The sequence below is a fragment of the Rhizobacter sp. AJA081-3 genome (genome assembly GCF_017795745.1).
GTDB lineage: Bacteria > Pseudomonadota > Gammaproteobacteria > Burkholderiales > Burkholderiaceae_C > Piscinibacter.
In genome coordinates, this window is sequence record NZ_CP059067.1 from 1155428 (window position 1) to 1180507 (window position 25080).

Here is a 25080-nt window from a genome sequence, read left to right on the forward strand (position 1 = left end):
CACTTATGGCCGGTCATTCCAAGTGGGCCAACATCCAGCATCGCAAGGGCCGCCAGGACGAGAAGCGCGGCAAGGTCTGGACCCGCATCATCCGTGAAATCATGGTCGCGGCCCGCCAGGGCGGCGGCGACATGGCCATGAACCCGCGCCTGCGCCTGGCGGTGGACAAGGCCAAGGCGGCCAACATGCCGGCCGACACGATCAAGAAGAACATCGACAAGGCCACCGGCAACCTCGAGGGCGTGAGCTACGAGGAGATCCGCTACGAGGGTTACGGCATCGGCGGCGCGGCGATCATCGTCGACTGCATGACCGACAACCGCGTGCGCACGGTGGCCGAGGTGCGCCACGCCTTCAGCAAGTACGGCGGCAACCTGGGCACCGAGGGCTCGGTGGCCTTCCAGTTCAAGCACTGCGGGCAGTTCGTGTTCGCCCCCGGCACCAGCGAGGACAAGGTGATGGAAGTCGCCCTGGACGCCGGCGCCGAGGACGTGGTCACCGGCGAGGACGGCTCGATCGAGGTGCTGTGCGCGCCGCCCGGTTTCGAGGCGGTGAAGGCGGCGCTCGAGGGCGCGGGCCTGAAGCCCGAGATCGCCGAGGTGACGATGCGCGCCGAGAACAGCATCCCGCTGGCCGGCGACGACGCGCAGCGCATGCAGAAGCTGCTCGACGTCATCGAGGACCTCGACGACGTGCAGGACGTCTATCACAACGCCGAGATTGCCGAATGAAAGTCCTGGTGATCGGCGGCGGCGGCCGCGAGCATGCACTGGCCTGGAAGCTGGTGCAGTCGCCCAAGGTGCAGACGGTCTACGTCGCGCCGGGCAACGGCGGCACCGCGCTCGACAAGCGGCTGCACAACGTGGCGATCACCGACCACGACGCGCTGGCCGATTTCGCCGTCGCCGAGAAGATCGTGCTGACGGTGGTCGGGCCCGAGGCGCCGCTGGCCGGCGGCGTGGTCGACACCTTCCGCGCGCGCGGCCTGCGCGTGTTCGGGCCGACGAAGGCCGCGGCGCAGCTGGAAAGCTCCAAGGCCTTCGCCAAGGAGTTCATGAAGCGCCACGGCATCCCGACCGCGGCCTACGAGACCTTCTCGGACGCCGCGGCGGCGCACGCCTACGTCGACCGGCGCGGCGCGCCCATCGTCATCAAGGCCGACGGCCTGGCGGCCGGCAAGGGCGTGGTGGTCGCCACCACGCTGGCCGAGGCGCACGAGGCGATCGACTGGATGTTGCTGGACAACAAGCTCGGCGTCACCCACAACCAGGGCGGCGCACGGGTGGTGATCGAGGACTTCCTCGAAGGCGAGGAAGCCAGTTTCATCGTGCTGGCGGACGGCAGGAACGTCGTCGCGCTGGCCACCAGCCAGGACCACAAGCGCCTGCACGACCACGACCAGGGCCCCAACACCGGCGGCATGGGCGCCTACTCGCCCGCGCCCGTGGTCACGCCCAACGTGCATGCGCGCGTGATGCACGAGATCATCCTGCCCACGCTGGCCGGCATGACGGCCGACGGCCTGCCGTTCACCGGCTTCCTCTACGCCGGGCTGATGATCGACGCGCAGGGCCAGCCGCGCACGGTGGAGTTCAACTGCCGCATGGGCGACCCCGAGACGCAGCCGATCATGATGCGGCTGAAGAGCGACTTGTTCGACGTGCTGATGCACGCCACCGCCGGCACGCTCGACCAGGTCGAGCTCGACTGGGACCGCCGCGTGGCGCTGGGCGTGGTGATGGCCGCGCACGGCTACCCGCTGACGCCGCGCAAGGGCGACGCCATCACCGGTCTGCCGGCCGAAGCCGACGATGCGATGGTGTTCCACGCCGGTACCGCGCTGGACAAGGGGCAGCTCACCGTCAATGGTGGGCGCGTGCTGTGCGTCACCGCGCTGGGCGACTCCGTCAAGCAGGCGCAGACGCGGGCCTACGAAGCACTGCGAACGATCCGCTTCGACGGCGCGCAGTACCGCGGCGACATCGGCTTTCGCGCGATCAAGCGCTAGATGGGCACCGCTCTGGTCGAGTTGAGCGAGCGTCCGGTGCAGCTGCACGGCAGCGTGCTGGCGCGTGCGCTGCTTCGGCTGGCCGGCTGGCGCGTCCGCTTCGACGGCCTGCCCGCGGCGCAGGGCGTGGCGATCGTCTACCCGCACACCTCGAACTGGGATTTCCCGCTCGGCATCCTGGCCAAGTGGAGCATCGGCATTCCGGTGTCGTTCTGGGGCAAGGACGCGCTGTTCAGGCTGCCGCTGTTCGGCCGATGGTTGCGCTGGCTCGGCGGCGTGCCGGTGGACCGTAGAAGCCGCCACGGCATCGTCGGCGCGATGGCCGAGTCGATGAAGGCGGCGCGCGCCGAGGGCCGCTTCCTCTGGCTGGCCCTCGCCCCCGAGGGCACGCGGCGCTACGTGGATGGCTGGCGCTCCGGCTTTACCATTCTGGCCCTGGCGGCGCAGGTGCCGCTCGGGCTGGTCCGTTTCGACTACGCACGGCGCGAAGTCGAGTTCCGGCGCTTTCTGCAACTCAGCGGCGATGCTGCCGCGGACATGGCCGCCATCGCGCAAGGCTTCGATGCCTGCGTCGGCCTCCATCCGCAGCAGGCCTCGCCCATCCGACTCAAGCCATGATGGACATCGCCAGCGTTCGCACCTACCTGCTCGGCCTGCAGTCGCGCATCATCGACACCCTGCAAGCCGAGGACGGCAAGGCCTTCGTCAGCGACGGCTGGACGCGCGAGCCGGGCAGCCGGCTCGAGGGGGACGGCCTGTCGCGCCTGGTCGAGGAGGGCAACCTGCTCGAGCGCGGCGGCTGCAACTTCAGCCACGTCAAGGGCAAGGCGATGCCGCCTTCGGCCACCGCGCACCGGCCCGAGCTGGCTGGCGCACCCTTCGAAGCGCTCGGCGTTTCGCTGGTGTTTCATCCGCGCAATCCGTACGTGCCGACGGTGCACATGAACGTGCGCATGTTCGCGGCGCAGCCCGAGGGCCGCGAGCCGGTGGCCTGGTTCGGCGGCGGCATGGACCTCACGCCCTACTACGGCTTCGAGGAGGATGCGGCGCACTTCCACCGCGTCAACCGCGCGGCGCTCGCGCCCTTCGGCGACGACAAGTTCCCGCGGTTCAAAACCTGGTGCGACGAGTACTTCTTCCTCAAGCACCGCGGCGAACCGCGCGGTATCGGCGGCGTGTTCTTCGACGACTTCTCGGAGCTGGGCTTCGAGCGCAGCTTCGCCATGATCCAGGCGGTGGGCGACGTCTTCCTCGATGCCTACCTGCCGATCGTCAAGCGTCGCCGCGACATGCCCTACGGCGAGCGCGAGCGCGATTTCCAGGCCTACCGGCGTGGCCGCTACGTCGAGTTCAACCTGGTGTTCGACCGCGGCACGCTGTTCGGCCTGCAGTCGGGCGGGCGCACCGAGAGCATCCTGATGTCGATGCCGCCGATCGTGAAGTGGCGCTACGACTGGAAGCCCGAGGCCGGCACGCAGGAGGCGCGGCTGTACAGCGACTTCCTGCGTCCGCGCGACTGGGCCGACTGGAAACCGGCTTGACGACCCCACGAGCTCGGCGCATCGGTTTGTTCGGCGGGACTTTCGACCCGCCACACAATGCGCATGTCGCGCTGGCGACGCTGGCGCTGCGTGAACTCGCGCTCGACGAGCTTCGCTGGGTCCCGGCCGGCGAACCCTGGCAGAAGGCGCGTGTGATCACGCCGGCTGCGCATCGCGAGGCGATGGTGCGGCTGGCGATGGGCTCCGAGCCGCGCTTCGTGCTGGAGCGCTGCGAGATCCAACGCCGCGGGCCGAGCTACACGCTGGACACCGTGCGTGAGCTGCAGGCCGCCGAGGCGGGCGCACAGTGGTTCCTCGTCATCGGGCAGGACCAGTACGCCGGCCTGCACACCTGGCGCGACTGGCGCGAGCTGCTCGGCCGCGTCACGCTGGCCGTGGCCAACCGGCCCGGGCCGGCACAGGCCCCGCACGCCGACGTGCTCGCCTTCTCGCACCGGGCCGTGCCGCTGCCCATGCTCGACATCGCTTCCACCGATATCCGCGCAAGTGTCGCCGACGGCCGGGACATCAGTTCGCTGGTGCCCGACGGCGTGGCGCGATATATTGAAGCGCACCACCTCTATCAACGTCCCCCACGCCCGCCGGGCTGAAACCACTGGAGCCCCCCCTGGACATCCGCAAGCTGCAACGCGCCATCGTCGACGGTCTCGAAGACGTGAAGGCCCACAACATCGTCGTCTTCAACACCGAGCACCTCTCACCGCTGTTCGAACGCGTGATCATCGCGTCGGGCACCAGCAACCGGCAGACGAAGGCGCTTGCCGCCAGCGTGCGCGACGCCGTCAAGAGCAAGGGGCTGCCAGCCCCGCGCACCGAAGGGGAGGACAACGGCGAATGGATCATCGTCGACTGCGGCGCGGCCGTGGTCCACGTGATGCAGCCATCCATCCGCGACTACTACCGCCTCGAGGAGATCTGGGGCGGCAAGCCGGTCAAGATGAAGGTCGACGACTCGCCGGTGCGGCTGGTCAAGGCCTCCGAGGAGCCTGCGCCGTCCAAGGCCGGGGCGAAGAAGGGCGCTGCCGCGAAAGCTGCGCCCGCGGGCAAGGCGAGCGGCAGGACGGCTCCGAAGCCGGCCGCGAAGACGGCGCCGTCGAAGAAATCGCCTCCGGCCAAGCGCGCCGCGCAGCCAGCCCGCCAGGCTGCTCCGGCACGTGCGCCTGCGAAGAAGGCGGCGCCAGGCAAGAGCGCACCGACCAAGACCCTGGTGGTCAAGCCCGCGGCGAAGAAGTCCATCGCGCCGCGCAAGCAGGTCACCCGCAGCGTGGGCGTGAAGCGCAGCGCCCCGGCCAAGAAGGCACCGGCCGGCAAGCGCAGCAAGGCGTGACGCAGGCGCGATGAAGCTGGTGCTCGCCGCGGTCGGCCAGCGCCAGCCGGCCTGGGCCGATGCGGCCTACGAGGACTTCGCCAAGCGCTTCCCGCCGGAGATGCGGCTCGAGCTCAAGGCCGTGAAGGCCGAGCCGCGCGGATCTCGCAGCGCCGAGCAGCTGATGGCCGCGGAGGCCGTGCGCCTCGAAGCCGCGCTGCCCAAGGGCGTGCGGCGCGTCGTGCTCGACGAGCGCGGCGAGCGCCTGACCACCGCGCAGCTCGCGCAGCGGATGCAGGCCTGGCAACGCGACGGCCGCGACGTGGCGCTGGTCATCGGCGGGCCCGACGGCCTGCACCCTGATCTGAAGGCCACGGCCGACGAGACGCTGCGCCTGTCGGACCTGACGCTGCCGCACGCCTTCGTGCGCGTGTTGCTGGCCGAGGCGCTGTACCGTGCCTGGACGGTGATGGTGAACCACCCGTACCACCGCGAGTGACTCGGTCCTGAAGCCCCCATGAAGCACGACTTCGTCTACCTCGCCTCGCAGAGCCCGCGCCGCCGCCAGCTGCTCGAGCAGATCGGCGTGCGTTTCGAGCTGCTGCTGCCGCGTGCCGACGAGGACGCCGAGGCGCTGGAGGCCGAGTGCCCTGGCGAGCTGCCGGCCGACTACGTGCAGCGCGTGACGCGCGCCAAGTTGCAGGCGGCGCGCGCCCGGCTGGCGGCCAGCGGACTGCCGGCCGCGCCCATCCTGTGCTCGGACACCACCGTGGCGCTGGGCCGGCGCATCCTGGGCAAGCCCCTGGACGCCGCCCACGCGAGCCAGACGCTGGCCGCGCTGTCCGGCCGCACGCACCGCGTGATCACCGCGGTGGCCGTGGCCGCGGGCCGGCGCGAGTGGCTCGTCGCGAACACCTCGCGGGTGCACTTCGCGGCGATTCCGCCGCGCGACATCGCGCGCTACGTCGCCAGCGGCGAACCGTTCGGCAAGGCGGGCGCCTACGCGATCCAGAGCGCCGTGGCGGCCTGGATCGAGCGCATCGACGGAAGCTACTCCGGTATCATGGGTTTGCCTCTCTTCGAGACGGCACAGCTCCTCAGGCAGGCCGGCGTGCGGTTCTGACCCGCAGCCAGGAAGTACCGCCTCATGCAAGACATCCTGATCAACTGGGCGCCGCAGGAGACACGCGTCGCCATCGTCGAGAACGGCGCGGTGCAGGAACTGCACCTCGAACGCGCCCTCGAACGCGGCCACGTCGGCAACATCTACACCGGCCGCGTGGCGCGGGTGCTGCCCGGCATGCAGTCGGCCTTCGTCGACATCGGGCTGGACCGTGCCGCCTTCCTGCACGTGGCCGACGTTCACGTGGCCGGCGCACCGCCGCGCAGCGACAACGGCAACACGCCACCCACGCCGATCGAGCGCCTCGTCTTCGAAGGCCAGGCGCTGATGGTGCAGGTCATCAAGGACGCCATCGGCACCAAGGGCGCACGGCTGTCCACGCAGATCAGCATCGCCGGGCGGCTGCTCGTCTTCCTGCCGCAGGACGACCACATCGGCATCTCGCAGAAGATCGGCTCGCACGAGCTGCGCGAGCAGCTGCGTGCGCGCATGAACCGGCTCGCGGCGCTGCCCGAGGGCGCCGGTTCGCCCGGCGGCTTCATCCTGCGCACCAACGCCGAGGAAGCCACCGACGAAGAGCTCGCCGACGACATCGCCTACCTTCGCAAGACATGGGCGGCAGTGCGCGAGCGCGGCTTCAGCTCGCCGCCGGGCACGCTGCTGCACCAGGACCTGAGCCTCGTCGAGCGCGTGCTGCGCGACCTGGCGCACGAGAACACCGCCGCCATCCGCATCGACTCGAAGATGCAGTACGACCTGCTCAAGGCCTTCGGCGAGGTCTACACGCCGACCTCGGTGGCGCGGCTGGAACACTACAAGGGCGAGCGGCCGATCTTCGACCTGTTCAACATCGACGCCGAGGTGGCCAAGGCGCTGGCGCGGCGCGTCGACCTGAAGAGCGGCGGCTACCTGATCATCGACCAGACCGAGGCGCTGACGACGATCGACGTCAACACGGGCGGCTATGTCGGCGCGCGCAACTTCGACGACACCATCTTCAAGACCAACCTCGAGGCGGCACAGGCCATCGCGCGGCAGCTGCGCCTGCGCAACCTCGGCGGCATCATCATCATCGACTTCATCGACATGTCGCGCGAGGAGCACCAGAACGCCGTGCTCGCCGAGTTGCGCAAGCAGCTCGCGCGCGACCGCACCAAGATCACGGTGAGCGGCTTCACGCAGCTCGGCCTGGTGGAGATGACGCGCAAGCGCACGCGCGAGTCGCTCGCCCACATGCTGTGCGAACCCTGCCCGACCTGCGAAGGCAAGGGCCAGATCAAGACCGCGCGCAGCGTCTGCTACGACATCCTGCGCGAGATCCTGCGCGAGGCGCGGCAGTTCAACCCGAAGGAGTTCCGCGTGCTCGCCTCGGCCTCGGTGGTCGAGATGCTGCTCGATGAGGAGAGCCAGCACCTGGCCGGCCTGTCGGACTTCATCGGCAAGCCGATCTCGCTGAAGGCCGAACCCTTCGCCTCGCCCGAGCAGTACGACATCGTGCTGATGTAGCGCGTCGCGCGCCTGGCCTCAGCGGCCGGGCTTGATCGCCTCGAGCTCCCACAGAAAGTGCGTCAGCTTGCCGCTGCGCTGGCGGTTCCAGCGGCGCAGCGACTGGCGCAGCGTGCGCGGCTGCGCCACCAGCGAGTCGAGGTTCACCACCCACTCGGTGCGCAGCGCGCGGAAGCCGCCCTCGAAGCCGTAGATGCGGCCCAGCGGCTTGTCGCCGCTGAAGTACTCGTGGGTGTGCTCGGTGATGAAGTTGACGTGCGTCGGGTCGACGAACACCGCCGCATTGGGATAGGCCGGCGTCAGCGCATAGAGCCGGCCCCCCGGCGCGAGCACGCGCCAGATCTCGTTCATCAGGCCGATGAAGGGGAACCAGGTGGCGCGGCCGTCGGGCGTGGGCAGGATGCGCGGCACATGCTCGATGAAGTCGTAGGCCGACACCGAAGCGAAGTGGTCGTCCGGGTAGGGGATGGGGTCGAGCACGACGTTGGCCGCGCGCAGCTCGACGCCGGGCCGCGAGGGCATCTCGCGCAGGTCGACGCCGCACAGCTCGCGGCGCCCGTAAGGGTTGCGCGGCGCGTCGCCGCAGCCGAGGTCGAGGTGGCGGTCGGGCAGGGCGCTCATGCGGGTCTCCGGAAACTCATGCGGTGTGCGGAAATCGGGCCACGATCCCGGCTGCGGCGAGCTGCCGGCGCAGGTCGCGGTTCTTCCAGCGCCAGCGCAGGCGCTTGAAGGGGCTGCGCGGTTCGTCCCAGTCGAGGGCGGCCGCGCGCCAGGCAGCGCGTGCGCGCAGCGCGTCGGTCCAGCCGGTCTGCGAGGCCCTCGTCACCAGCGCGCGCAGCACGAGCGCGTTGCCCTCGCGCACATGCTCGAAGTGCACATCAGGGTGGCGCTCCTTCATCAGCTGCCGGTTGCGGCGCATCAGCTCGTGCTGCTTCGAGCCCATCGCCGAGAAGGAGGCGCTGCCCACGTGGGCGACGAACACGTCCTCGGCGATCACCTGCTGCCAGCCGGCACGGCGCAGGCGCAGGCTGAAGTCGAAGTCCTCGTAGTAGCCCAGGCCGAAGACGCGGTCCAGCCCGCCGAGCTGCTGCCACACGGCACGGCGCACGGCGACGCAGAAGAAGTCGGTGCGGTAGCTCGGCGTGACGAGGCCGGTGTGCAGCTTCATCGCCGCTTCGCCGATGGGCGGCACGGCCTGCAGGTCCAGGTCGGGCAGTGGCAGGCGCTGGCCGTTGCCGGCCGCGTTGGTGACCGGGCCGACCATCGCCACCTCGGGTGGCATGGATTGCAGCGCGGCCTTCAGCGCGGCCAGGGCGCCGGCGGGGAACAGTGTGTCGCTGTTGACGAGGCAGACCCAGTCGCCGCGCGCCAGGGCCACACCGGCGTTCATGCCGACGGCGAAGCCGAGATTGGTCGCTTCGGGCGCATAGCGGATGCGCGGGCGTGCCGCGGCCATCTCGGCGCAGCGCTGCGCGGCACCGTCGTCCGAGCCGTTGTCGACGAGGATGAGCTCGACCTCTTCATCGGCGTCGGCTTCGGTCAGCGTGGCCAGGCAGGGGCCGGTGGTGGTGTCGAAGCGCTTGAAGGACAGCACCACCAGGCTGAGCCAGGGCATCGTGCTCGCCGCCATGCTCCCGCCTCAGCCTCGCGCCTGCCAGCGCCGGCGCAGGCGCTTCAGGCGCCGCGACAGCAGCGACATCGCCGAGCGAGTGCCTGGGGCATCGAGCTCGTACTCCCAGTTCGACTGGTACACCGCGCCGATGAACTGCGCCGGCAGCGTCGCCGCGCTCTCGCCCAGGCGCTGTTGCACGAACCATTGCCATTCGTGGTGGTAGACGCGGAACAGCGGCTCGATCGGGTCGAGCGGGATGCTGCGGTAGGCCAGCAGCGCCTCGCCGTACCAGCGGATCTCGGTGGGGATCTGGTCGATCGCGTCCCACAGCGTCCAGCCGCGCGGCGCGAGGAACTTCTCGTGCAGGTCGCTCCACACGTGAGCCGACCAGATCAGCGGCTGCGGGCCGAAGTCGTAGTCCGGGCCCTCGCGGCCGAACATCGCCTTGAGCTTGCGGCTCTCGGCCACGAAGGCCTCGGCCACCTTGGCATGGCCGCGATTCACCGCCAGCTGCAGAAGTTCGCGCGACTGGTGCAGCAGCGTGTAAGGGTGGCCGGCGGGGGTGAGGAAGTCGCTGCGCTTCGCCGGGCGCAGGAACACCGTGTCGGAGTCCATGCACAGGTAGGCGCTGCAGCCGAGCAGCCGCCAGGCCTCGGCCTTGATCACCTGCTGCGAGCGGTAGCCGGGCGTGGCGCGATAGCGCTCGAGCAGGTGCCGGTCGGCCGCCTGCGGGTGGCTGTTGACGACGTCGTCGTCGCAGACCAGCTCGTGCCGCCGACCGGCGAGCGCTTCATGGAACAGCGACAGGTCGTCCTTCGGCACGATCACGAACACAGGGATCTGCTCCGGGTTGTGCTCGACCAGCGAGTCGAGCAGCCGGCGAACGCGCGCCGCGTCGCCGCGGTAGGACTTGCAGACGAAGGCGAAGTCAGCCACGGCGTGAGCTGCCCATGCCGTCCACCGCCGCCAGGATGCGGCTCACCGCATCGGACACCGTCACCGGCGGCACATTCACGTCGGGCAGGCCGCCTTCGCGCCAGCGGCCGATGGCGGCGGCGAAGGCCTCGGTCACCGCCGGGATGTCGCGCGTCGGCGCGACCCAGCCGCCATGATCGACGACCAGCGCGTCGAGCTGCGCGTTCTCGCAGGTCAGTGCCAGCACCGGTCGGCGCGCCCAGAAATACTCGTAGAGCTTGGACGGGATGTACTCGCCGGCCTCGGCCATGTCGCCATGCATCATCAGCAGCACGTCGCACTGCTGCATGCGCTGCATCACACGGGCACGGCCCGACAGGCCGGTGGCGGGGTCGAACTCCAGCCGGCCGATCGGCAGCACCACGCCGGCGAGATTCAGCGATTCGACGAGCTGCGCGGCCTGCGGGTCGAGCGCGCTGCCGTACACCTCGAGCCGCAGCACCTCGCGCAAGGACGGGTCGCGCTCGAGCAGCTGCGCGATGGCCTCGAGCGCCGGCGCCAGGCTGCGTGTGGGCGAGAGCGAGCCGAAGTGGCCGAACACGCACAGCGGGCCGCGCTGGTACTCGGTGCGCACGACCGGCGGCTCGGCGCCGGGCAGCACGACGATGCCTCGCTCGCCGAGCTCGGGGTGGCGCCGGCGCGCGGCGGCCAGCGCGCCATCGGTGAACCACCAGGCCAGGTCGGCATGGCGGCAGATGCGTTCTTCCAGCCGCGCCAGGAAGCGCTCGTGCCGCCCCTGCGGCGCGCGGCCGGGGATGACCAGCGGGTCGTGCACCTCGACGATCCAGCGGCAGCCCGTCCAGCGCTTGAGCCAGTAGCCGGCCAGGTGTGCCGAGAACACGCCGCCGGTGGAGAACACCAGCTCGACCTCGCCTCGCCGCACCATCCCTCGGCCGCGCAGCAGCGCCGGGATCGCCCACGACCACTGGCTGCGCAGGCCGCCGAGCAGCCTCTCGACCAGGATCGGCAGCGCCAGCAGCACCGTGACGAGCAGGCTCAGGACGCGATAGACCCCGCCGCGGCCGAAGCGCCGCGCGAGCACGTGGCGCAGGTCGAAGCGGATGCCCGCCGGCCCCCAGGGCAGCATCTGCAGGTGCGTGACCTGCGGGTCGGGCAGGCCCATCACGCTGCTGAACACCACGGTCTCGATGCCGGCGGCGAGCAGGTGCGGGATCTTGTCGGTGATGGTCACGCTCTCCGCCCGCCCATCCACGTTGTAGGCGTGGGACAGGATCAGCCAGCGCCGCTTTCCCGGTGAGCTCATCGCGCCTTGTCGGGCGACGCAGCCTTGGGCACGCGGCCCATCAGATAGAACTCGGCATTCGGCTGCATCGAGGTGAGGTTGGCCATGCGGTTGGACAGGCCGAACAGTGCGGTGATGGCGCCGATGTCCCAGATGTCCTCGTCACTGAATCCATGCGCGCGCAGCGCCTCGAAATCGGCTTCGCCCACCGAGGCTGAATCGAGGCAGACCTTCATCGCGAAGTCGAGCATGGCGCACTGGCGCGGCGTGATGTCGGCCTTGCGGTGGTTCACCGCCACCTGGTCGGCGATCGTCGGTTTCTTCTCGTAGATGCGCAGGATCGCGCCGTGCGCCACCACGCAGTACAGGCATTGGTTGGCGCCGCTGGTGGCGACCACGATCATCTCCTTCTCGCCCTTGGTGAGGCCCGAGGGGCGCAGCATCAGCGCGTCGTGGTAGGCGAAGAAGGCGCGGAACTCGTCGGGCCGGTGCGAGAGGGCCAGGAACACGTTGGGCACGAAGCCCGACTTCTCCTGCACCTCGACGATGCGCCGCTTCACGTCGTCAGGCAGCGATTCGAGGGCGGGCACGGGATAACGCGAGATCGGTTGGTTCATGCTCATGCGGGGCTCCGGAATTGCAGCGCGTGCAGTCTGGCATACAGGCCGCCGGCGGCGAGCAGCTGGGCGTGCGTGCCCTGCTCGACGACACGGCCGCCCTCGAGCGCGACGATGCGGTCGGCGCGCTCGATGGTCGACAGGCGGTGCGCGATGACGATGCTGGTGCGGCCCCTCATCAGCCGCTCCAGCGCGTCCTGCACCAGGCGCTCGGACTCGGAGTCCAGTGCCGAGGTGGCCTCGTCGAGGATCAGCACCGGCGCGTCCTTGTAGATCGCGCGGGCGATGGCCAGCCGCTGGCGCTGGCCGCCGGACAGCTGGCTGCCGTTGTGGCCGATGGTGCTGTCGATGCCCTGGGGCAGCGTCTGCACGAAGTCGAACAGGTTGGCGCCGCGCAGCGCCGCGTCGACACGCTGGCGATCCACTTCGCCGCCCAGCGCGACGTTGGCGGCGATGCTGTCGTTGAACAGCACCACGTCCTGGCTGACCAGCGCGAACTGGCGGCGCAGCGCGTCGATGTCCCAGTCGTGCAGCGGCGTACCGTCGAGCAGCAGCGTGCCGCTGCTCGGTTCGAGGAAGCGCGGCAGCAGGTTGACGATGGTGCTCTTGCCGGCACCCGAGGGGCCGACCAGGGCGACGGTCTCGCCCGGCGCGAGCGTGATCGACACCCGATCGAGCGCCGGCGCCGCCGCGCCGCTGTATTGCAACGTGACGTCGCGCAACTCGAGCCGGCCTTCGCAGCGCGCCGGCGCATGCACGCCGCCCACCTCGGCCGGCGTGGTGTCGACCAGGTGGATGCCGCGCTCCAGCGCGGCCACGCCGCGGGTGATCGGGCCGGCCACTTCCGAGAGGTGCTTGATCGGCGCCACCAGCTGCAGCATGGCCATCACGAAGGCCACGAAACCGCCCACCGAGCCGCCGCTCTGGCCGCTCTGCCACAGCGCCACGACGATGACGGCCGACAACGCGCAGGCCGCGAGCATCTGCGTCAGCGGCGTCATCGTGGCGGCGGCGACGGCGGCCTTCACCGACAGTCGGCGCAGCGTCTCGCTGACGCGCGCGAAACGCGAGGCCTCGCTGGCCTGCGCCGAGTGCAGCCGCACGATGCGCCAGGCGAGCACGTTCTCCTCGACCACGTAGGCGAGCTCGTCGGTGGCGCGCTGGCCCTCGACCGTGAGCCGGTGCAGCCGCTTGCTCAGCGTGCGCATGATCCAGGCCACCGCCGGGAACAGCACGCCCACGAACAGCGTGAGCCGCCAGTTCAGCCACATCAGGTAGCCCAGCAGCGCCACCAGCGTGAGCGAGTCGCGCACCAGGCCGGTCATCGCATGCATCAGCTGGCCGGCGCCGGCCTGCACCTCGTAGGTGACGGTGTTGATCAGGCTGCTCGCCGCGTTGCGCGCGAACAGCGCGGGCTCGGCGTTCATCAGCCGCGCGAACAGGGCGCTGCGCAGTTCGACCATGCCGCGGTTGGCGGCCCAGGCCAGGCCGTACTGGGCGATGAAGCCGGCGAAGCCGCGCAAGCCGAACAGGCCGATCACGATCACCGGGATCTGCCACAGCGGCATGCTGCGCTGCTGGAAGCCGGCGTCCAGCAGGTGCTGCATGAACGACGGGATCATCGGCTCGGTGAGCGCGCCGATCACCGAGCCGACGAAGGCCAGCACGATGCCGCGGCGGCTGGAACGGAAGTAGGGCGCGATGGCGCCGATGCGCTGCCAGAACGTGCGCGAGGCCACTTCCGCGGCTTTTTCGCTCATCCGGGGAACTCCGGCCGCTGCGCGGGACTCTGCAGGAACATCAGCTTGATGTACTTGTAGTAGGTGTACTCGGCGTTGTAGATGGCCAGCATCAAGCCGTGCTGCCCGTCCAGGAAGCCCAGACGAATCACGTAGGTCCGCAGGAATGCCATCAGCCCATGCAGCACGGCCTTGAAGACGCTGCCCCGCTTGCCCGCGGCCAGCATGTCGCGCGCATGACCGCTGGAGTAGCGGTCGAGCTTCTCCAGAACGTCGTGCATGTTCGGGTAGCTGAAGTGCACGATGCTGGCCTTCAGGTCGGCCACGCTGCCATCGACCGTCATGTGCGCATGCAGGAAGTGGTCGGTGAAGCCCGACTTGGCACGCCGGCCCAGGCGCAGCGTGTAGTCGGGGCGCCAGCCGCTGTGGCGGATGAACTTGCCGCAGAACTCCGACAGGCGCGGCAGCCGGTAGCCGTCGTGAGCCCCGCTGCGGATGGCCTGCCGGATCTCGTCGCGCAGCGCCGGGCTGATGCGCTCGTCGGCGTCCAGCGACAGCACCCACTCGCCGGCGGCCATCGAGAAGCCGCGCGCCACCTGCGGGCCGTAGCCGGGCCAGTCGGTCTCGACCACGCGCGCGCCCGCCTCGCGTGCCAGGCGCGCGGTGGCATCGGTGCTGCGGGAGTCGAGCACGAGCACCTCGTCGGCGAACGAGGCGCTCGCGATGCATTCCGCAATGTTTCTTTCTTCGTTTTTCGCGACCACCACAATGGTGAGCGAATGCGGGTTCGGCATGGTGCGTGGGGGATCGCCCTCTATGATCCGAATTGTCGCCGATCCCACCGAAGCCACCTGCGGCGCGGCCTGGATGGCCCGTCGCCACGACCACCATGAAAAGAAGAACCGTCCTCCACCTGGCCGCGCTGCCCGCTTCTCTGGGGCTGTTCGGCACTGCACAGGCGCAGTTCCGCGTCGAGATCTCCGGCGTCGGCGCGACGCAGCTGCCGATCGCCGTGCCGCGCTTTCGCGATGAGGAGAAGGCGCCGCAACCGGTGTCGGCGATCATCCGCGCCGACCTCGAGCGCAGCGGCTTCTTCCGCCCGATCGACGCCAACGGCGTGGCGTTGGACGAGACCTCGCGTCCCGTGATGGCCGACTGGCGCGGCCGCAGCGCCGATGCGCTGGCGGCCGGTTCGGTGCAGCGCCTGGCCGACGGCCGCTTCGACGTGCGATTCAAGCTGTGGGACGTGGTCAAGGGCAGCGAGATCGGCGGCCAGGCCAGCGCCGTCGACGCGGCTGACCTGCGCCTGGCCGCGCACCGCATCGCCGACTACATCTACGAGAAGCTCACCGGCGACAAGGGCGTGTTCTCGACCCGCATCGCCTACGTCACCCGCGGTGGCGGGCGCTACACGCTGCGCGTGGCCGATGCCGACGGCGAGGGCGGGCAGGTGGCGCTGAACAGTCCCGAGCCGATCATCTCGCCGGCCTGGTCGCCGGACGGCCGCGAACTCGCCTACGTGTCCTTCGAGAGCCAGAAGGCGGTGGTCTACGCGCAGGAAGTGATGTCCGGCAAGCGGCGGCCGATCGCGAACTTCCGCGGCTCCAACAGCGCGCCGGCCTGGTCGCCCGACGGCAGCACGCTGGCAGCCACGCTCTCGCGCGAAGGCGGCTCGCAACTCTTCCTGATGGACCGCAACGGCGGCAACGTGCGGCGCCTGACCAGCAGCCAGGCGATCGACACCGAGCCGGTGTTCGAATACCCCGACGGCAAGCGCATCTACTTCGTCAGCGACCGCGGCGGCGGCCCGCAGGTCTACCGCATCGCCACCGGCGGCGGCAACGTCGAGCGCATCACCTTCGGCGGCAGCTACAACATCAGCCCGGCCGTCAGCCCCGACGGGCGCACGCTGGCCTTCATCGCGCGGCAGGGCAACAGCTTCAAGCTGCACACGCTGGACCTGTCCTCGCCGGGCTCGCAGCCGGTGCCGCTGACCGACACCACCGACGACGAGAGCCCGAGCTTCTCGCCCAATGGCAAGCTGATCATTTATGCCACGCGTGCCGGCGGTCGCGACGTGTTGATGACCACCACGCTCGATGGCAAGATCAAGGCCCGGCTGGTTTCCACCACCGCCGATGTGCGTGAGCCCAACTGGAGCCCGTACGGCCGCTGAGGGCCTGCACGCGATGCAGACCGCAACCCGTCCCCTATCGCCGCGCATTGCGGCCCTGTCCCACCGATCCGAAGAGGAGCACACCATGAACTCGACGCACCACCATCATCTGCCCCGGGCTGCTCTGGCCCTGCTGGCCGCCGCCGTGCTGGCCGGCTGCGCGAGCACGCCGCTTGAAGACACCAAGGCGCCCGTCGAGTCGCGCAGCGCCGGTGCCGCGGGTGGCGCCGGTGCCGGTGGCGCCAGCTCGGGTACCTCGCAGAGCAAGGTCACGCCGGTCGACCTGGCGAAGACCGACAACGCGATGATGAGCAACCTGCCGCGCATCGTGTTCTTCGACTTCGACAGCTACGTCGTCAAGGACGAGTTCCGCTCCACCGTCGAGGCCAACGCGAAGGTGCTGTCCGCCGACGCCAAGAAGAAGGTCACCATCGAGGGCCACACCGACGAGCGCGGTGGCCGCGAATACAACCTGGCACTGGGCCAGAAGCGTGCCGAGGCGGTGGCCAAGTCGCTGGCACTGCTCGGCGCCACCAACGCGCAGATGGAGGCCGTGAGCTTCGGCAAGGAGCGCCCGGCGGTGCAGGGCAGCGACGAGGCGGCGTACGCGAAGAACCGCCGCGCCGAGCTCGTCTACCGTTGAGCCGGAGCCGCTGATGTCGCCGATGTCGGTACTCACGCGGGGCGTCGCGGTGCTTGGCCTGGCGGGGGCGCTGCTCGCGCCGGCCCAGGCCGGCATCTTCGACGACGACGAGGCGCGCAAGGCCATCCTCGACCTGCGCCAGAAGCTCGAGCAGAGCAACGAGGCGCAGCGCGTGCGCCAGGCCGAGCTCAACGCGCAGATGGCCGACCAGCTCTCGCAGCTCAAGCGCAGCCTGCTCGACCTGAACAACCAGCTCGAGCAGATCCGCGCCGAGATGGCCAAGATGCGCGGCCAGGACGAGCAGCTCGCGCGCGACGTGGCCGAACTGCAGCGCAAGCAGAAGGACGTGCAGTCCGGCATCGACGAGCGCATCCGCAAGCTCGAGCCGGTGAAGGTCTCGCTCGACGAGAAGGAGTTCCTCGCCGATCCGGAAGAAAAGCGCATGTACGACGAGGCCTTCGCCTTCATCCGCAAGGGTGACTTCAATGCCGCCGCGGCCGGGCTGTCGACCTTCGTGCGCCGCTATCCGCAGAGCGGCTACCTCGATTCGGCCCACTTCTGGCTCGGCAACGCGCAGTACGGGCGCCGCGAGTACAAGGAGGCGATCGGCTCGTTCCGCGCGCTGCTGGCCGCGCGGCCCGAGCACCCGAAGGCGCCCGAGGCGATGCTGGCCATCGCGAACTGCCAGGTCGAGTTGAAGGACCCGAAGGGCGCGCGCAAGACCATCGGCGAGCTGGTGCAGGCCTACCCGAAGTCGGAGGCCGCGCAGGCCGGCCGCGAGCGACTGGCCTCGATCAAGTAGGGGCGCGGCGCCGGCCGCGACGGGCAGCGCAGAGGCGCTGCTTAAAATCGCGGCATGCAGGAAATCGACATCCAGGCCCTCGGCCGCACCGTGCTGTGGGCTACCTTCGCGCTGGCCGTGATCTTCGGCGCCATCGCCCAACGCACCCATTTCTGCACCATGGGGGCGGTGTCCGACATCATGACCATGGGCGACTGGTCGCGCATGCGCATGTGGGTCACCGCGATGGGCGTGGCCATGGTCGGCTTCAACGCCATGGTGGCGCTGGGCTGGCTCGACGCCGGCAAGACCGTCTACGCCGGCCCGCGCTTCATCTGGCTGTCGGCGCTGGTGGGCGGGGCGATGTTCGGCTTCGGCATGGTGCTGGCCTCGGGCTGCGGCAGCAAGACGCTGGTGCGCATCGGCGGCGGCAACCTCAAGTCGCTGGTGGTGTTCTTCGTGCTCGGCATCGCCGCCTTCGCCACGCTGCGCGGCATCACTGCCGTGCTGCGCGTGGCCACGGTCGACGCGGTGGCGATCGAGATCCCCGGCGGTCAGGACCTGCCCTCGCTGCTCGCGGTTGCCACCGGCATGGCCAAGCAGACGCTCGCCGGCATCGTCGGCGTCGGACTCGGCGCCGCCCTGCTCGCGTGGGCGCTCTCGCGCCAGGAAGGCCGCAGTGCCGACAACCTGCTCGGCGGGCTGGGCTTGGGCGCCGTGGTGGCGTTGCTGTGGTGGGTGTCGGGCCGCCTCGGCCACGTGGCCGAGGACCCGAACACGCTGCAGGAGGCCTTCGTGGCCACCAACTCGCAGCGCATGGAGTCGCTCACTTTCGTCGCACCGATGGCCTACACGATCGACTGGCTGATCTTCTTCAGCGACAAGAGCAAGCTGCTGACGATCGCCATCGTCAGCACGGTCGGCGTGGTGGTGGGCTCGTGGCTCTACGCGATCGCCACGCGCAGCTTCCGCTGGGAAGGCTTTCGCGGCGTGCAGGACACGGCCAATCACCTGCTCGGTGCCGTGCTGATGGGCATCGGCGGCGTCACCGCGATGGGCTGCACCATCGGGCAGGGCCTGTCGGGCCTGTCGACGCTGAGCCTGACGAGCTTCGTTGCCGTGGCCGCCATCATCGCCGGCGCGGTGGCCGGGCTGCGCTTCCAGTTCTGGCAGGTCGAGCGTTCGGCATGAGCGCGCCGGGCCGCTCCCAAGCGCGAATCCCGGAGCGCGTCGCGCGAAGGGCAGTCCAGTGAGCGCCGAGCCCGTGCTCGCGGATGCCGATCTCGAGCGGCGCTTCGGCGGCTTGCGCCGCCTGTATGGCGACCTGGCCTATGGCCGTATTCGCTCGGCGCGCTTCGCGGTGGTCGGTGTGGGCGGCGTGGGCTCCTGGGCCGCCGAGGCGCTGGCGCGCAGCGGTGTCGCCGAACTCACGCTGATCGACCTGGACCACATTGCCGAATCGAACATCAACCGACAGGTGCAGGCGCTCGGCGCCACGGTGGGCATGGCCAAGGTGAAGGCGCTTCGTGCGCGCATCGCCGACATCCACCCGGGCTGCGTGGTGCACGAGGTCGAGGCCTTCGCCGAGGCCGACAACTGGCCCGCCGTGATGCCGCAACCGGTGGACGTCGTCATCGATGCCTGCGACCAGTTGCGTGCCAAGGCGGCGATGGCCGCATGGGCGATTGCGTCGGGAACGCCGCTGGTGGTCGTGGGTGCCGCGGGTGGCAAGCGGCGCCCGCAGGCGGTGGAGGTCGACGACCTGAGCGCCGTGACGCACGACCCGCTGCTCGCCGCGCTGCGCCAGCGCCTGCGCCAGCATCACGGCGCGGCGCGCAAGGGCGCGATCGGCGTGCGCTGCGTGTTCTCGCGCGAGCCGGTGGTGGCGCCGGGCGATGCCTGCGACGTGGAGGGCAACCTCAACTGCCATGGCTACGGCTCGACGGTGAGCGTGACCGCGACCTTCGGCCTGGTGGCCGCGCAAGTTGCGCTAGAATGCGCGGCTGTCGGGAGCTGAAGACTCGACCAAACAAGCCGCTATAATCGTGGGCTTTTCGGGTCGTTAGCTCAGTCGGTAGAGCAGCGGACTTTTAATCCGTTGGTCGCGTGTTCGAGTCACGCACGACCCACCACCGAAGGTGGCAAGATTTCGGGCTCTTAGCTCAGTTGGTAGAGCAGCGGACTCTTAATCCGTTGGTCGAAGGTTCGAATCCTTCAGGGCCCACCAACTCCGAAGCCGGGGCGCTTGCGCAAGCAGGCGCCCCGTTTCGTTTTGCGCGACCAGGTGGGTGCTTCAGGCGCCGAAGGCGCGGCCGGCGGCCTCGTGCAGCACCTCGCGCACCATCCGCAGCCCGCCGGTCGATGGCAGCCAGCTCGAGGGCTGGCGCAGCTGGGCGTCGAGCAGGTCGATCGGTGCCGGCTCGAAGACGATGCCGCTGCCCTCGGCGGCCTGCACGAAAGCGCGCATGGCACGCGGCATGTGGCGCTCGTGCGTGACGATGATGGCGCGGCGGATGCCCTGCTCCTTGAGCAGGGGAACTGTGTAGGCCGCGTTCTCGCGCGTGTCACGCGAGCGCTCCTCGGTCCACTTGATCGGGCGGCCGAAATCCTGCACGGCGATGCGTGCGGCGACCTGCGCCTCGGGCACCGGGCTCGCGGCCACGTCGGCCCAGCCGATGCCGCCGCTGAAGGCCACGGGTGCGCCGGTCTCGCGGCCCAGCCAGAGTCCGTAGCGCAGCCGTTCGAGGGACAGACCGGACAGGTTGCTGACGCCGTACTCCGGCGCGAGCGACTTGGCGCCACCGCCGAGCACCACGATCGCGATCGGCTGCTTGGCCTGCACCTCGGCCTTCAATTCGGCGATGCGCTGCAGCGGCAAGGCGCCGGGCGGGGCGAGCAAGGCCTGGGAGAGCAACCGCGCGGTTCCGCTGCAGGCCGACAGCCACAGCAGCACCGCGCCGCTGAGCGCGACCAGCCAGCCCAGGCCACGGCGTGGCAGCACCAGGCGCGTGCCCACCAGCATCAGCAGGATGAAGGGCACGGGCGGCAGCAGCAGCGCGGCAACAACCGGCTTCCACGAAGAGATTCCAAGCAGCACGAAGATGTCGTTCACGGGGCAGGCCGGAGGTGGCGCGAGTCGATCGACGATTGTGAGCGACGCGCCGGGCGCGGCATGATGCAGACTTCACGACGCAGGACCCTTCGCATGATTCCGCCCCGCTTCGCTCCGCCAGCAACCGTCGCCACCGCCACCGGCGGGCCGGGCCGATGAGTCGCCTGGGCGCCTGGCCGCGCCGGCTGGCCATCGCGCTGGCCGTGCTGCTGGCGCTGTGGGCGCTGGCCTGGCTGGCCGTGCCGCCGCTGCTCAAGTCGCAGGCGCAGTCGCGGCTGGGCGAACTGCTCGGCCGCAGCGTCAGCATCGGCGCGGTGGACTTCCGCCCCTGGAGCCTGGAGCTCACGGTGAGCGAGGTCGCCATCGGTCCGGCGCCGGGCGGCACGCAACCGCTGCTGAAGCTGGCCCGTGCATACGTGGACGCCGACGCCGGCTCGCTGTGGCGGCGCGCGCCGGTGATCGCGGCGCTGGAGCTCGACGGCCTGGAGGTGAAGCTGGCGCGCACCTCGCCCGGCCACTACGACATCGACGACCTGCTCGCGCGCTTCGCGCCCGACCCGGCCGCTGCGCCTGCGGCGCCCGGCGATCCGCCGCGCTTCGCGCTCTACAACCTCAAGTTGCGGGATGCGGCGTTCAGTTTCGATGACCGCCCCGTTGCTCGCGTGCACAGGCTCGATGCGGTGCAGGTGTCGCTGCCCTTCCTGTCCAACCTGCCGGCGCACCTGGAGGTAACGGCGCAGCCCCGCGTGGCCTTCCGGCTCGACGGCACGGCCTTCGACAGCGGCGCGCAGGCCACGCCCTTCGCCGCGCGGCGCAAGGGCGAACTGAAGCTGAGCTTCGCCGAGCTCGACCTCGCCGCTTATGCCGCCTACCTGCCCGCTTCGCTGCCCTTGCGCCTGCAGAAGGGGGTGCTCAATGCCGACCTGGCGCTGCGCTTCGAACTGCCCGAGGGCGCCGACCCCATCGTGGTGCTCAGCGGCAGCACGGGCCTGAAGAACCTCGCCGTGGCCGATGCGGCCGGGGCGCCCGTGCTCGGATGGCGGCAGCTGCAGGTCGGGCTGCGCGACGTGCAGCCTTTCGCGCGGCGCGTGGCGCTGGGCACCGTGAAGCTCGACGGCGCGCTGCTCCATCTGGCGCGCAACGCCGACGGGCGCCTCAATCTGCAGGCGCTCGGTGGCACGGCAGCGCCGGTGCCGGCGCCGGCGGCGAGCGCAGCGGCATCGGCGCCACCGGCACGCGCGGCCGGTAGCGTCTGGCTGGCCTCGCTCGATCAGCTGGTGATCGACGACGCTCGCCTGCTCTGGAACGATGCGAGCACACGGCCGGCCGCCGCGCTGCAGATCGAGGCCCTTCGCGTGCGTGCGAAGCAGTGGCAGTGGCCGCTGGCCGCACCCGCGCCGATGACCCTCTCGGCGACCTTGCGCAGCCAGGCGCCCGGTGCCGCGCCGGCCGGGCAGCTCGGCATCGACGGGAACTTCAGCGACCGCGAGGCGAACGGCACGCTGGAGCTCAGCGAGCTCGCGCTGTCGAACTCGCGCCCTACGTGGCGCAGGCACTGCTGCCTCGTGTGGAAGGTCGCGCCGCCGTCAAGGGCCGCTTCGACTGGCGCAGCGATGCCGCCTCGCCCCGGCTGGCGCTGGGCATCGACAACGCCAGCCTCGATGCCCTGCGCCTCGTGTCGGGCAGCGGCCGTGCGGCCCGCGACGAACTGTCGTTCAAGCAACTCGCGCTGGCCGACGCGCGTCTCGATCTGGTCGCCCGGCAGATCGAGCTCGGGCGCATGAAGTTGCTGCAGCCCACGGTGGCCGTGCAGCGTGATCGCGAGGGGCGCTGGAACCTCGCTTCGCTGACTCCGCCCGCACCCGCCGCCACCGCGGCGCCCAAGTCGCCCGCGGCATCGGCCAGCGCGCCGGCGTGGCGCGTGCAGCTCAAGGACCTGCAGCTCGACGGCGGGCGCGTGCAGTTCACCGACGCCTTTGCCGCCGGCCGCGCGGCCGAGACGCCGCTGCGCGTGGACGCCAGCGCGCTGCGCCTGCACGTGCAGGACGCCGCCTGGCCCGGGGCGCGCGGCACGCCGCCGGCGCGCGTCCAGTTCGCTGCGCGTGTGGCCGGCGTGGCGATGCCGGGGCAGGCCGCGCCCGCCACAGGCAGCATCGAGTGGAGCGGCCGCGCCGCGCCCGAGCCGCTCGCGGCCGGCGGCAAGCTTCGCATCGACCGTTTTCCGGTCCACTTGTTCGAGCCCTACTTCGGCGACGCCGTGCGCCTGAGCCTGCTGCGCGCCGAGGCCGGCTGGCAGGGCGACTTCAACGCACAGGCTGCACCGGCCGGCTGGACGGTCAGCGCCAACGGCGACGCGCGGCTGAGCGACGTGCGCGTGCACACGCGCGCGGCGCCCGGCGCGGACAGCAGCGACGAGCTGCTCAGCTGGCAGGCCTTCACGCTCAGCGGCGTGCGCTTCGCGATGGCGCCGGCGGCGGTGCCGCAGCTCGAGATCCGCGAGGCGGCGCTGAACGATTTCTTCGCGCGGCTCGTGGTCACCGAGCAGGGGCGGCTGAACCTGAGCAACGTGGCGGCTGCCGATGGCGCCGCCAGTACGCCGGCCGCGGGGGCCAGCGCGCCTGCGCCGGCCGTGGCAGCTGCGGCGTCCGCGCCTGCGGCGGGGCCGTCGGAGCTGCCGATCGCGCTGAGCGTGGGCGGCGTCAAGCTCGCCAACGGCCGTGTCGACTTCAGCGACCGCTTCATCAGGCCGAACTACAGCGCCAACCTGACCGAGCTCAACGGCCAGCTCGGCGCCTTCCGCTCCGGCACCCGCGAGATGGCCACGATCGAGCTGCGCGGTCGCGCCGCCGGTACCGCGCTGCTGGACATCCGCGGCGCGGTCAACCCGACAGCCGACCCGCTGGCGCTGGACATCCAGGCCAAGGCCACCGACCTCGAGCTCGCGCCGCTGTCGCCCTACGCCGGCAAGTACGCCGGCTACGCGATCGAGCGCGGCAAGCTCAGCATGGAGGTGGCCTACAAGATCTCGCCCGACGGCAAGCTCGACGCGCGCAATCAGGTCATCCTCAACCAGCTCACCTTCGGCGACAAGGTCGACTCGCCCGATGCCACCAAGCTGCCGGTGCTGCTCGCCGTGGCACTGCTGCGCGACCGCAATGGCGTGATCGACATCAACCTGCCGGTCAGCGGCTCGATCAACGACCCGCAGTTCAGCGTGTTCGGCATCGTTCTCAAGGTGATCGGCAACCTGCTCGTGAAGGCGCTCACCGCGCCGTTCTCGCTGCTCGCCGGTGGCGGCAGCGAAGACCTCAGCCTGGTGGAGTTCAGGCCCGGCACGGCCCTCGTCACCGAGGGCGGGCGCGGCGCGCTCGACAAGGTGGCCAAGGCGCTGGCCGAGCGCGAGTCGCTGAAGATGACGGTGACCGGCGCCGCCGATCCGGTCAGCGAGCGCGAGGAGTTCCAGCGTGCCGCGCTGGAGGCTCGCCTGCTCGCCGAGCGGCGCCGCGAACTGCTGCGCGGCGGAACGCCCGCCGCCGAAGCCGACGCGCTGGCCACGCTCGAGCCCGAGACGCGTGCGCGCGTGCTCAAGGAGGTCTACCGCGCCACCGATCTCAAGAACAAGCCGCGCAACGCGCTGGGCTTCGCGCGTGACATCCCGGGCCCGGAGATGGAAGCGCTGCTCAAGTCGAACACCGTGGTCACCACCGACGCGATGCGCGAGCTGGCGCTGCAGCGTGGCCTCGCGGTGCGCGACGCGCTGCTGGCCAAGGGTTTGCCCGGCGAGCGTCTGTTCCTTGCCGCACCGAAGCTGCGCGCCTCCGGCGAGGAGGACGCCGCCTGGACGCCGCGCGTGCAGCTCACGCTGGGCACGAACTGACCTGGCGGGCGATGCTCCGCTTTGGCACAGACTAGGACTTCCCCTCGTATGTAGCCGTCTATCACCAGGGTCATCGGACCCGGTGCAACACTGCGTGCTCCAGACGGCAGACCACTGCCGCTGCAGACCACAGCAGGAGACAAGCATGCGTGTCATTCCGATCGAAACCATGTTCGAGGGAGCCGGCTGCGAAGACGCATCGGCCGGCGAAGTGCCCAGGCTCGAGCTGCCGCTGGCGCGCCGCGAGTTCCTCAAGGGCTCGGGCGTGCTGATGGGCACGCTCGCCACCGGCAGCGTGCTGGCGACGCTCGCGCCTTCCACGGTCTGGGCCGTCGAGCTCAAGACGCTGAGCAAGGCCGAGGGAGAGGCCGTCATGAAGATGGGCCGCGTGCTCTTCCCGCACAAGAAACTGCCCGATGCGGTGTACGCGCTGCTGGCCAAGGACATCGACGCCAAGGCCGCCGGCGACGCCGGCGCGGCCAAGATGATCAAGGACGGCATCGCCGCGCTGAACGCCGCGGCCGGCGGCAGCTTCGCCAAGGCCAGCGAGAAGAAGCGCAAGGAGATCGTCAAGGGCATGGAAGGCCAGCCCTTCTTCGCCACCGTGCGCGGCCAGTGCATCACCTCGCTGTACGACAACGACATGGCCTTCAAGGTGTTCGGCTACCCGGGCTCGGCCTGGGAGAAGGGCGGCTACATCACGCGCGGCTTCCAGGACCTGAAGTGGCTGCCTGCGCCACCGCTGGACGCGAGCCCGAAGCCCCACCTGGGCTGAACACCACAAGACAAGCAGGAGACAA

25 protein-coding genes and 2 tRNA genes are annotated in these 25080 nt (G+C 70.3%); 19 read left to right on the forward strand and 8 right to left on the reverse strand.

All coding sequences use genetic code 11. The annotated features are described in order from the left end of the window. The first annotated feature begins 5 nt into the window (after positions 1-5). From HZ992_RS05685 to rng, 9 genes are read left to right on the forward strand one after another with little or no spacing between them, the layout of a single operon-like run. Positions 6-731: a YebC/PmpR family DNA-binding transcriptional regulator gene (locus HZ992_RS05685; RefSeq protein ID WP_209385711.1), complete on the forward strand. Its 726-nt coding sequence runs from the start codon at positions 6-8 to the stop codon at positions 729-731. After that, a complete protein-coding gene (gene purD, locus HZ992_RS05690) occupies positions 728-2008 on the forward strand; it encodes a phosphoribosylamine--glycine ligase (protein ID WP_209385712.1) in 1281 nt (426 codons plus the stop codon). Before HZ992_RS05685 ends, purD begins: the two co-directional genes overlap by 4 nt. Beyond that, positions 2009-2626: a 1-acyl-sn-glycerol-3-phosphate acyltransferase gene (locus HZ992_RS05695; protein WP_209385713.1), complete on the forward strand. Its 618-nt coding sequence runs from the start codon at positions 2009-2011 to the stop codon at positions 2624-2626. It begins immediately after the preceding gene. Then, a complete protein-coding gene (gene hemF / locus HZ992_RS05700) occupies positions 2626-3549 on the forward strand; it encodes an oxygen-dependent coproporphyrinogen oxidase (RefSeq protein ID WP_209387058.1) in 924 nt (307 codons plus the stop codon). The genes HZ992_RS05695 and hemF overlap by 1 nt, the downstream gene beginning before the upstream one ends. After that, positions 3546-4160 (forward strand): nicotinate-nucleotide adenylyltransferase, encoded by a 615-nt coding sequence (gene nadD / locus HZ992_RS05705; RefSeq protein ID WP_209385714.1) that lies wholly within the window; start codon positions 3546-3548, stop codon positions 4158-4160. Before hemF ends, nadD begins: the two co-directional genes overlap by 4 nt. Before the next feature lie 17 nt (positions 4161-4177). Further along, positions 4178-4897, forward strand: a complete 720-nt coding sequence (rsfS, locus tag HZ992_RS05710; RefSeq protein WP_209387059.1) for a ribosome silencing factor — start codon at positions 4178-4180, stop codon at positions 4895-4897. A gap of 10 nt (positions 4898-4907) precedes the next feature. Then, positions 4908-5375, forward strand: coding sequence for a 23S rRNA (pseudouridine(1915)-N(3))-methyltransferase RlmH (gene rlmH, locus HZ992_RS05715; RefSeq protein ID WP_209385715.1), 468 nt, complete (start codon positions 4908-4910; stop codon positions 5373-5375). Between the two features lie 18 nt (positions 5376-5393). After that, entirely contained in the window at positions 5394-5999 is a 606-nt protein-coding gene (locus tag HZ992_RS05720; protein ID WP_209385716.1) for a Maf family protein, read from the forward strand. Between the two features lie 24 nt (positions 6000-6023). After that, the gene (gene rng, locus HZ992_RS05725; RefSeq protein ID WP_209385717.1) at positions 6024-7505 is read left to right on the forward strand and encodes a ribonuclease G; all 1482 of its coding nucleotides are present in this window, start codon (positions 6024-6026) and stop codon (positions 7503-7505) included. 18 nt (positions 7506-7523) lie between these two features. Here the strand turns inward: rng and HZ992_RS05730 are convergent, their stop codons facing one another. The 7 genes from HZ992_RS05730 to HZ992_RS05760 are packed head-to-tail and all read right to left on the reverse strand — an operon-like array spanning position 7524 to position 14485. Beyond that, the gene (locus HZ992_RS05730) at positions 7524-8126 is read right to left on the reverse strand and encodes a class I SAM-dependent methyltransferase (RefSeq protein ID WP_209385718.1); all 603 of its coding nucleotides are present in this window, start codon (positions 8124-8126) and stop codon (positions 7524-7526) included. A gap of 16 nt (positions 8127-8142) precedes the next feature. After that, entirely contained in the window at positions 8143-9135 is a 993-nt protein-coding gene (locus HZ992_RS05735; protein ID WP_209385719.1) for a glycosyltransferase family 2 protein, read from the reverse strand. Between the two features lie 9 nt (positions 9136-9144). Next, complete coding sequence (locus tag HZ992_RS05740; RefSeq protein WP_209385720.1) at positions 9145-10053, reverse strand: DUF6492 family protein; 909 nt, start codon at positions 10051-10053, stop codon at positions 9145-9147. Further along, a complete protein-coding gene (locus HZ992_RS05745) occupies positions 10046-11356 on the reverse strand; it encodes a glycosyltransferase family protein (protein ID WP_209385721.1) in 1311 nt (436 codons plus the stop codon). Before HZ992_RS05745 ends, HZ992_RS05740 begins: the two co-directional genes overlap by 8 nt. Further along, the gene (locus HZ992_RS05750; protein WP_245213363.1) at positions 11353-11958 is read right to left on the reverse strand and encodes a peroxidase-related enzyme; all 606 of its coding nucleotides are present in this window, start codon (positions 11956-11958) and stop codon (positions 11353-11355) included. Before HZ992_RS05750 ends, HZ992_RS05745 begins: the two co-directional genes overlap by 4 nt. Next, positions 11955-13712 carry a lipid A export permease/ATP-binding protein MsbA gene (gene msbA / locus HZ992_RS05755; protein ID WP_209385722.1) on the reverse strand — a complete coding sequence of 586 codons (1758 nt, stop codon included), beginning with the start codon at positions 13710-13712 and terminating at the stop codon, positions 11955-11957. The genes HZ992_RS05750 and msbA overlap by 4 nt, the downstream gene beginning before the upstream one ends. After that, entirely contained in the window at positions 13709-14485 is a 777-nt protein-coding gene (locus HZ992_RS05760) for a glycosyltransferase family 2 protein (RefSeq protein ID WP_209385723.1), read from the reverse strand. The genes msbA and HZ992_RS05760 overlap by 4 nt, the downstream gene beginning before the upstream one ends. A 95-nt stretch (positions 14486-14580) precedes the next feature. Here HZ992_RS05760 and tolB point away from each other — a divergent pair, with 95 nt between their 5' ends. From tolB to HZ992_RS05795, 7 genes are all read left to right on the forward strand, one after another. Beyond that, positions 14581-15867, forward strand: a complete 1287-nt coding sequence (gene tolB / locus HZ992_RS05765) for a Tol-Pal system beta propeller repeat protein TolB (protein WP_209385724.1) — start codon at positions 14581-14583, stop codon at positions 15865-15867. 85 nt (positions 15868-15952) lie between these two features. After that, positions 15953-16510, forward strand: a complete 558-nt coding sequence (pal, locus tag HZ992_RS05770) for a peptidoglycan-associated lipoprotein Pal (protein WP_209385725.1) — start codon at positions 15953-15955, stop codon at positions 16508-16510. Positions 16511-16532: 22 nt separating this feature from the next. Beyond that, positions 16533-17312 carry a tol-pal system protein YbgF gene (gene ybgF, locus HZ992_RS05775; RefSeq protein ID WP_245213468.1) on the forward strand — a complete coding sequence of 260 codons (780 nt, stop codon included), beginning with the start codon at positions 16533-16535 and terminating at the stop codon, positions 17310-17312. Between the two features lie 54 nt (positions 17313-17366). Continuing rightward, positions 17367-18482 carry a YeeE/YedE family protein gene (locus HZ992_RS05780; protein WP_209385727.1) on the forward strand — a complete coding sequence of 372 codons (1116 nt, stop codon included), beginning with the start codon at positions 17367-17369 and terminating at the stop codon, positions 18480-18482. A 58-nt stretch (positions 18483-18540) separates the two neighbouring features. After that, entirely contained in the window at positions 18541-19308 is a 768-nt protein-coding gene (locus HZ992_RS05785; RefSeq protein ID WP_209385728.1) for a tRNA threonylcarbamoyladenosine dehydratase, read from the forward strand. Positions 19309-19347: 39 nt separating this feature from the next. Then, positions 19348-19423 (forward strand) — tRNA-Lys (locus HZ992_RS05790). Positions 19424-19442: 19 nt separating this feature from the next. After that, positions 19443-19518: transfer RNA gene (locus tag HZ992_RS05795), tRNA-Lys, on the forward strand. Positions 19519-19584: 66 nt separating this feature from the next. On the opposite strand, the gene HZ992_RS05800 is transcribed toward HZ992_RS05795, so the two are convergent. Further along, positions 19585-20403 carry a YdcF family protein gene (locus HZ992_RS05800; protein WP_209385729.1) on the reverse strand — a complete coding sequence of 273 codons (819 nt, stop codon included), beginning with the start codon at positions 20401-20403 and terminating at the stop codon, positions 19585-19587. Positions 20404-20558: 155 nt separating this feature from the next. Here HZ992_RS05800 and HZ992_RS05805 point away from each other — a divergent pair, with 155 nt between their 5' ends. The 3 genes from HZ992_RS05805 (at position 20559) to HZ992_RS05820 (ending at position 25055) form a co-directional block, all read left to right on the forward strand. After that, the gene (locus HZ992_RS05805; protein WP_209385730.1) at positions 20559-22187 is read left to right on the forward strand and encodes a DUF748 domain-containing protein; all 1629 of its coding nucleotides are present in this window, start codon (positions 20559-20561) and stop codon (positions 22185-22187) included. Continuing rightward, the gene (locus tag HZ992_RS05815; protein ID WP_245213469.1) at positions 22184-24280 is read left to right on the forward strand and encodes a DUF748 domain-containing protein; all 2097 of its coding nucleotides are present in this window, start codon (positions 22184-22186) and stop codon (positions 24278-24280) included. The genes HZ992_RS05805 and HZ992_RS05815 overlap by 4 nt, the downstream gene beginning before the upstream one ends. Before the next feature lie 145 nt (positions 24281-24425). After that, a complete protein-coding gene (locus HZ992_RS05820; protein WP_371816795.1) occupies positions 24426-25055 on the forward strand; it encodes a twin-arginine translocation signal domain-containing protein in 630 nt (209 codons plus the stop codon). The last annotated feature ends 25 nt before the right edge of the window (positions 25056-25080 follow it).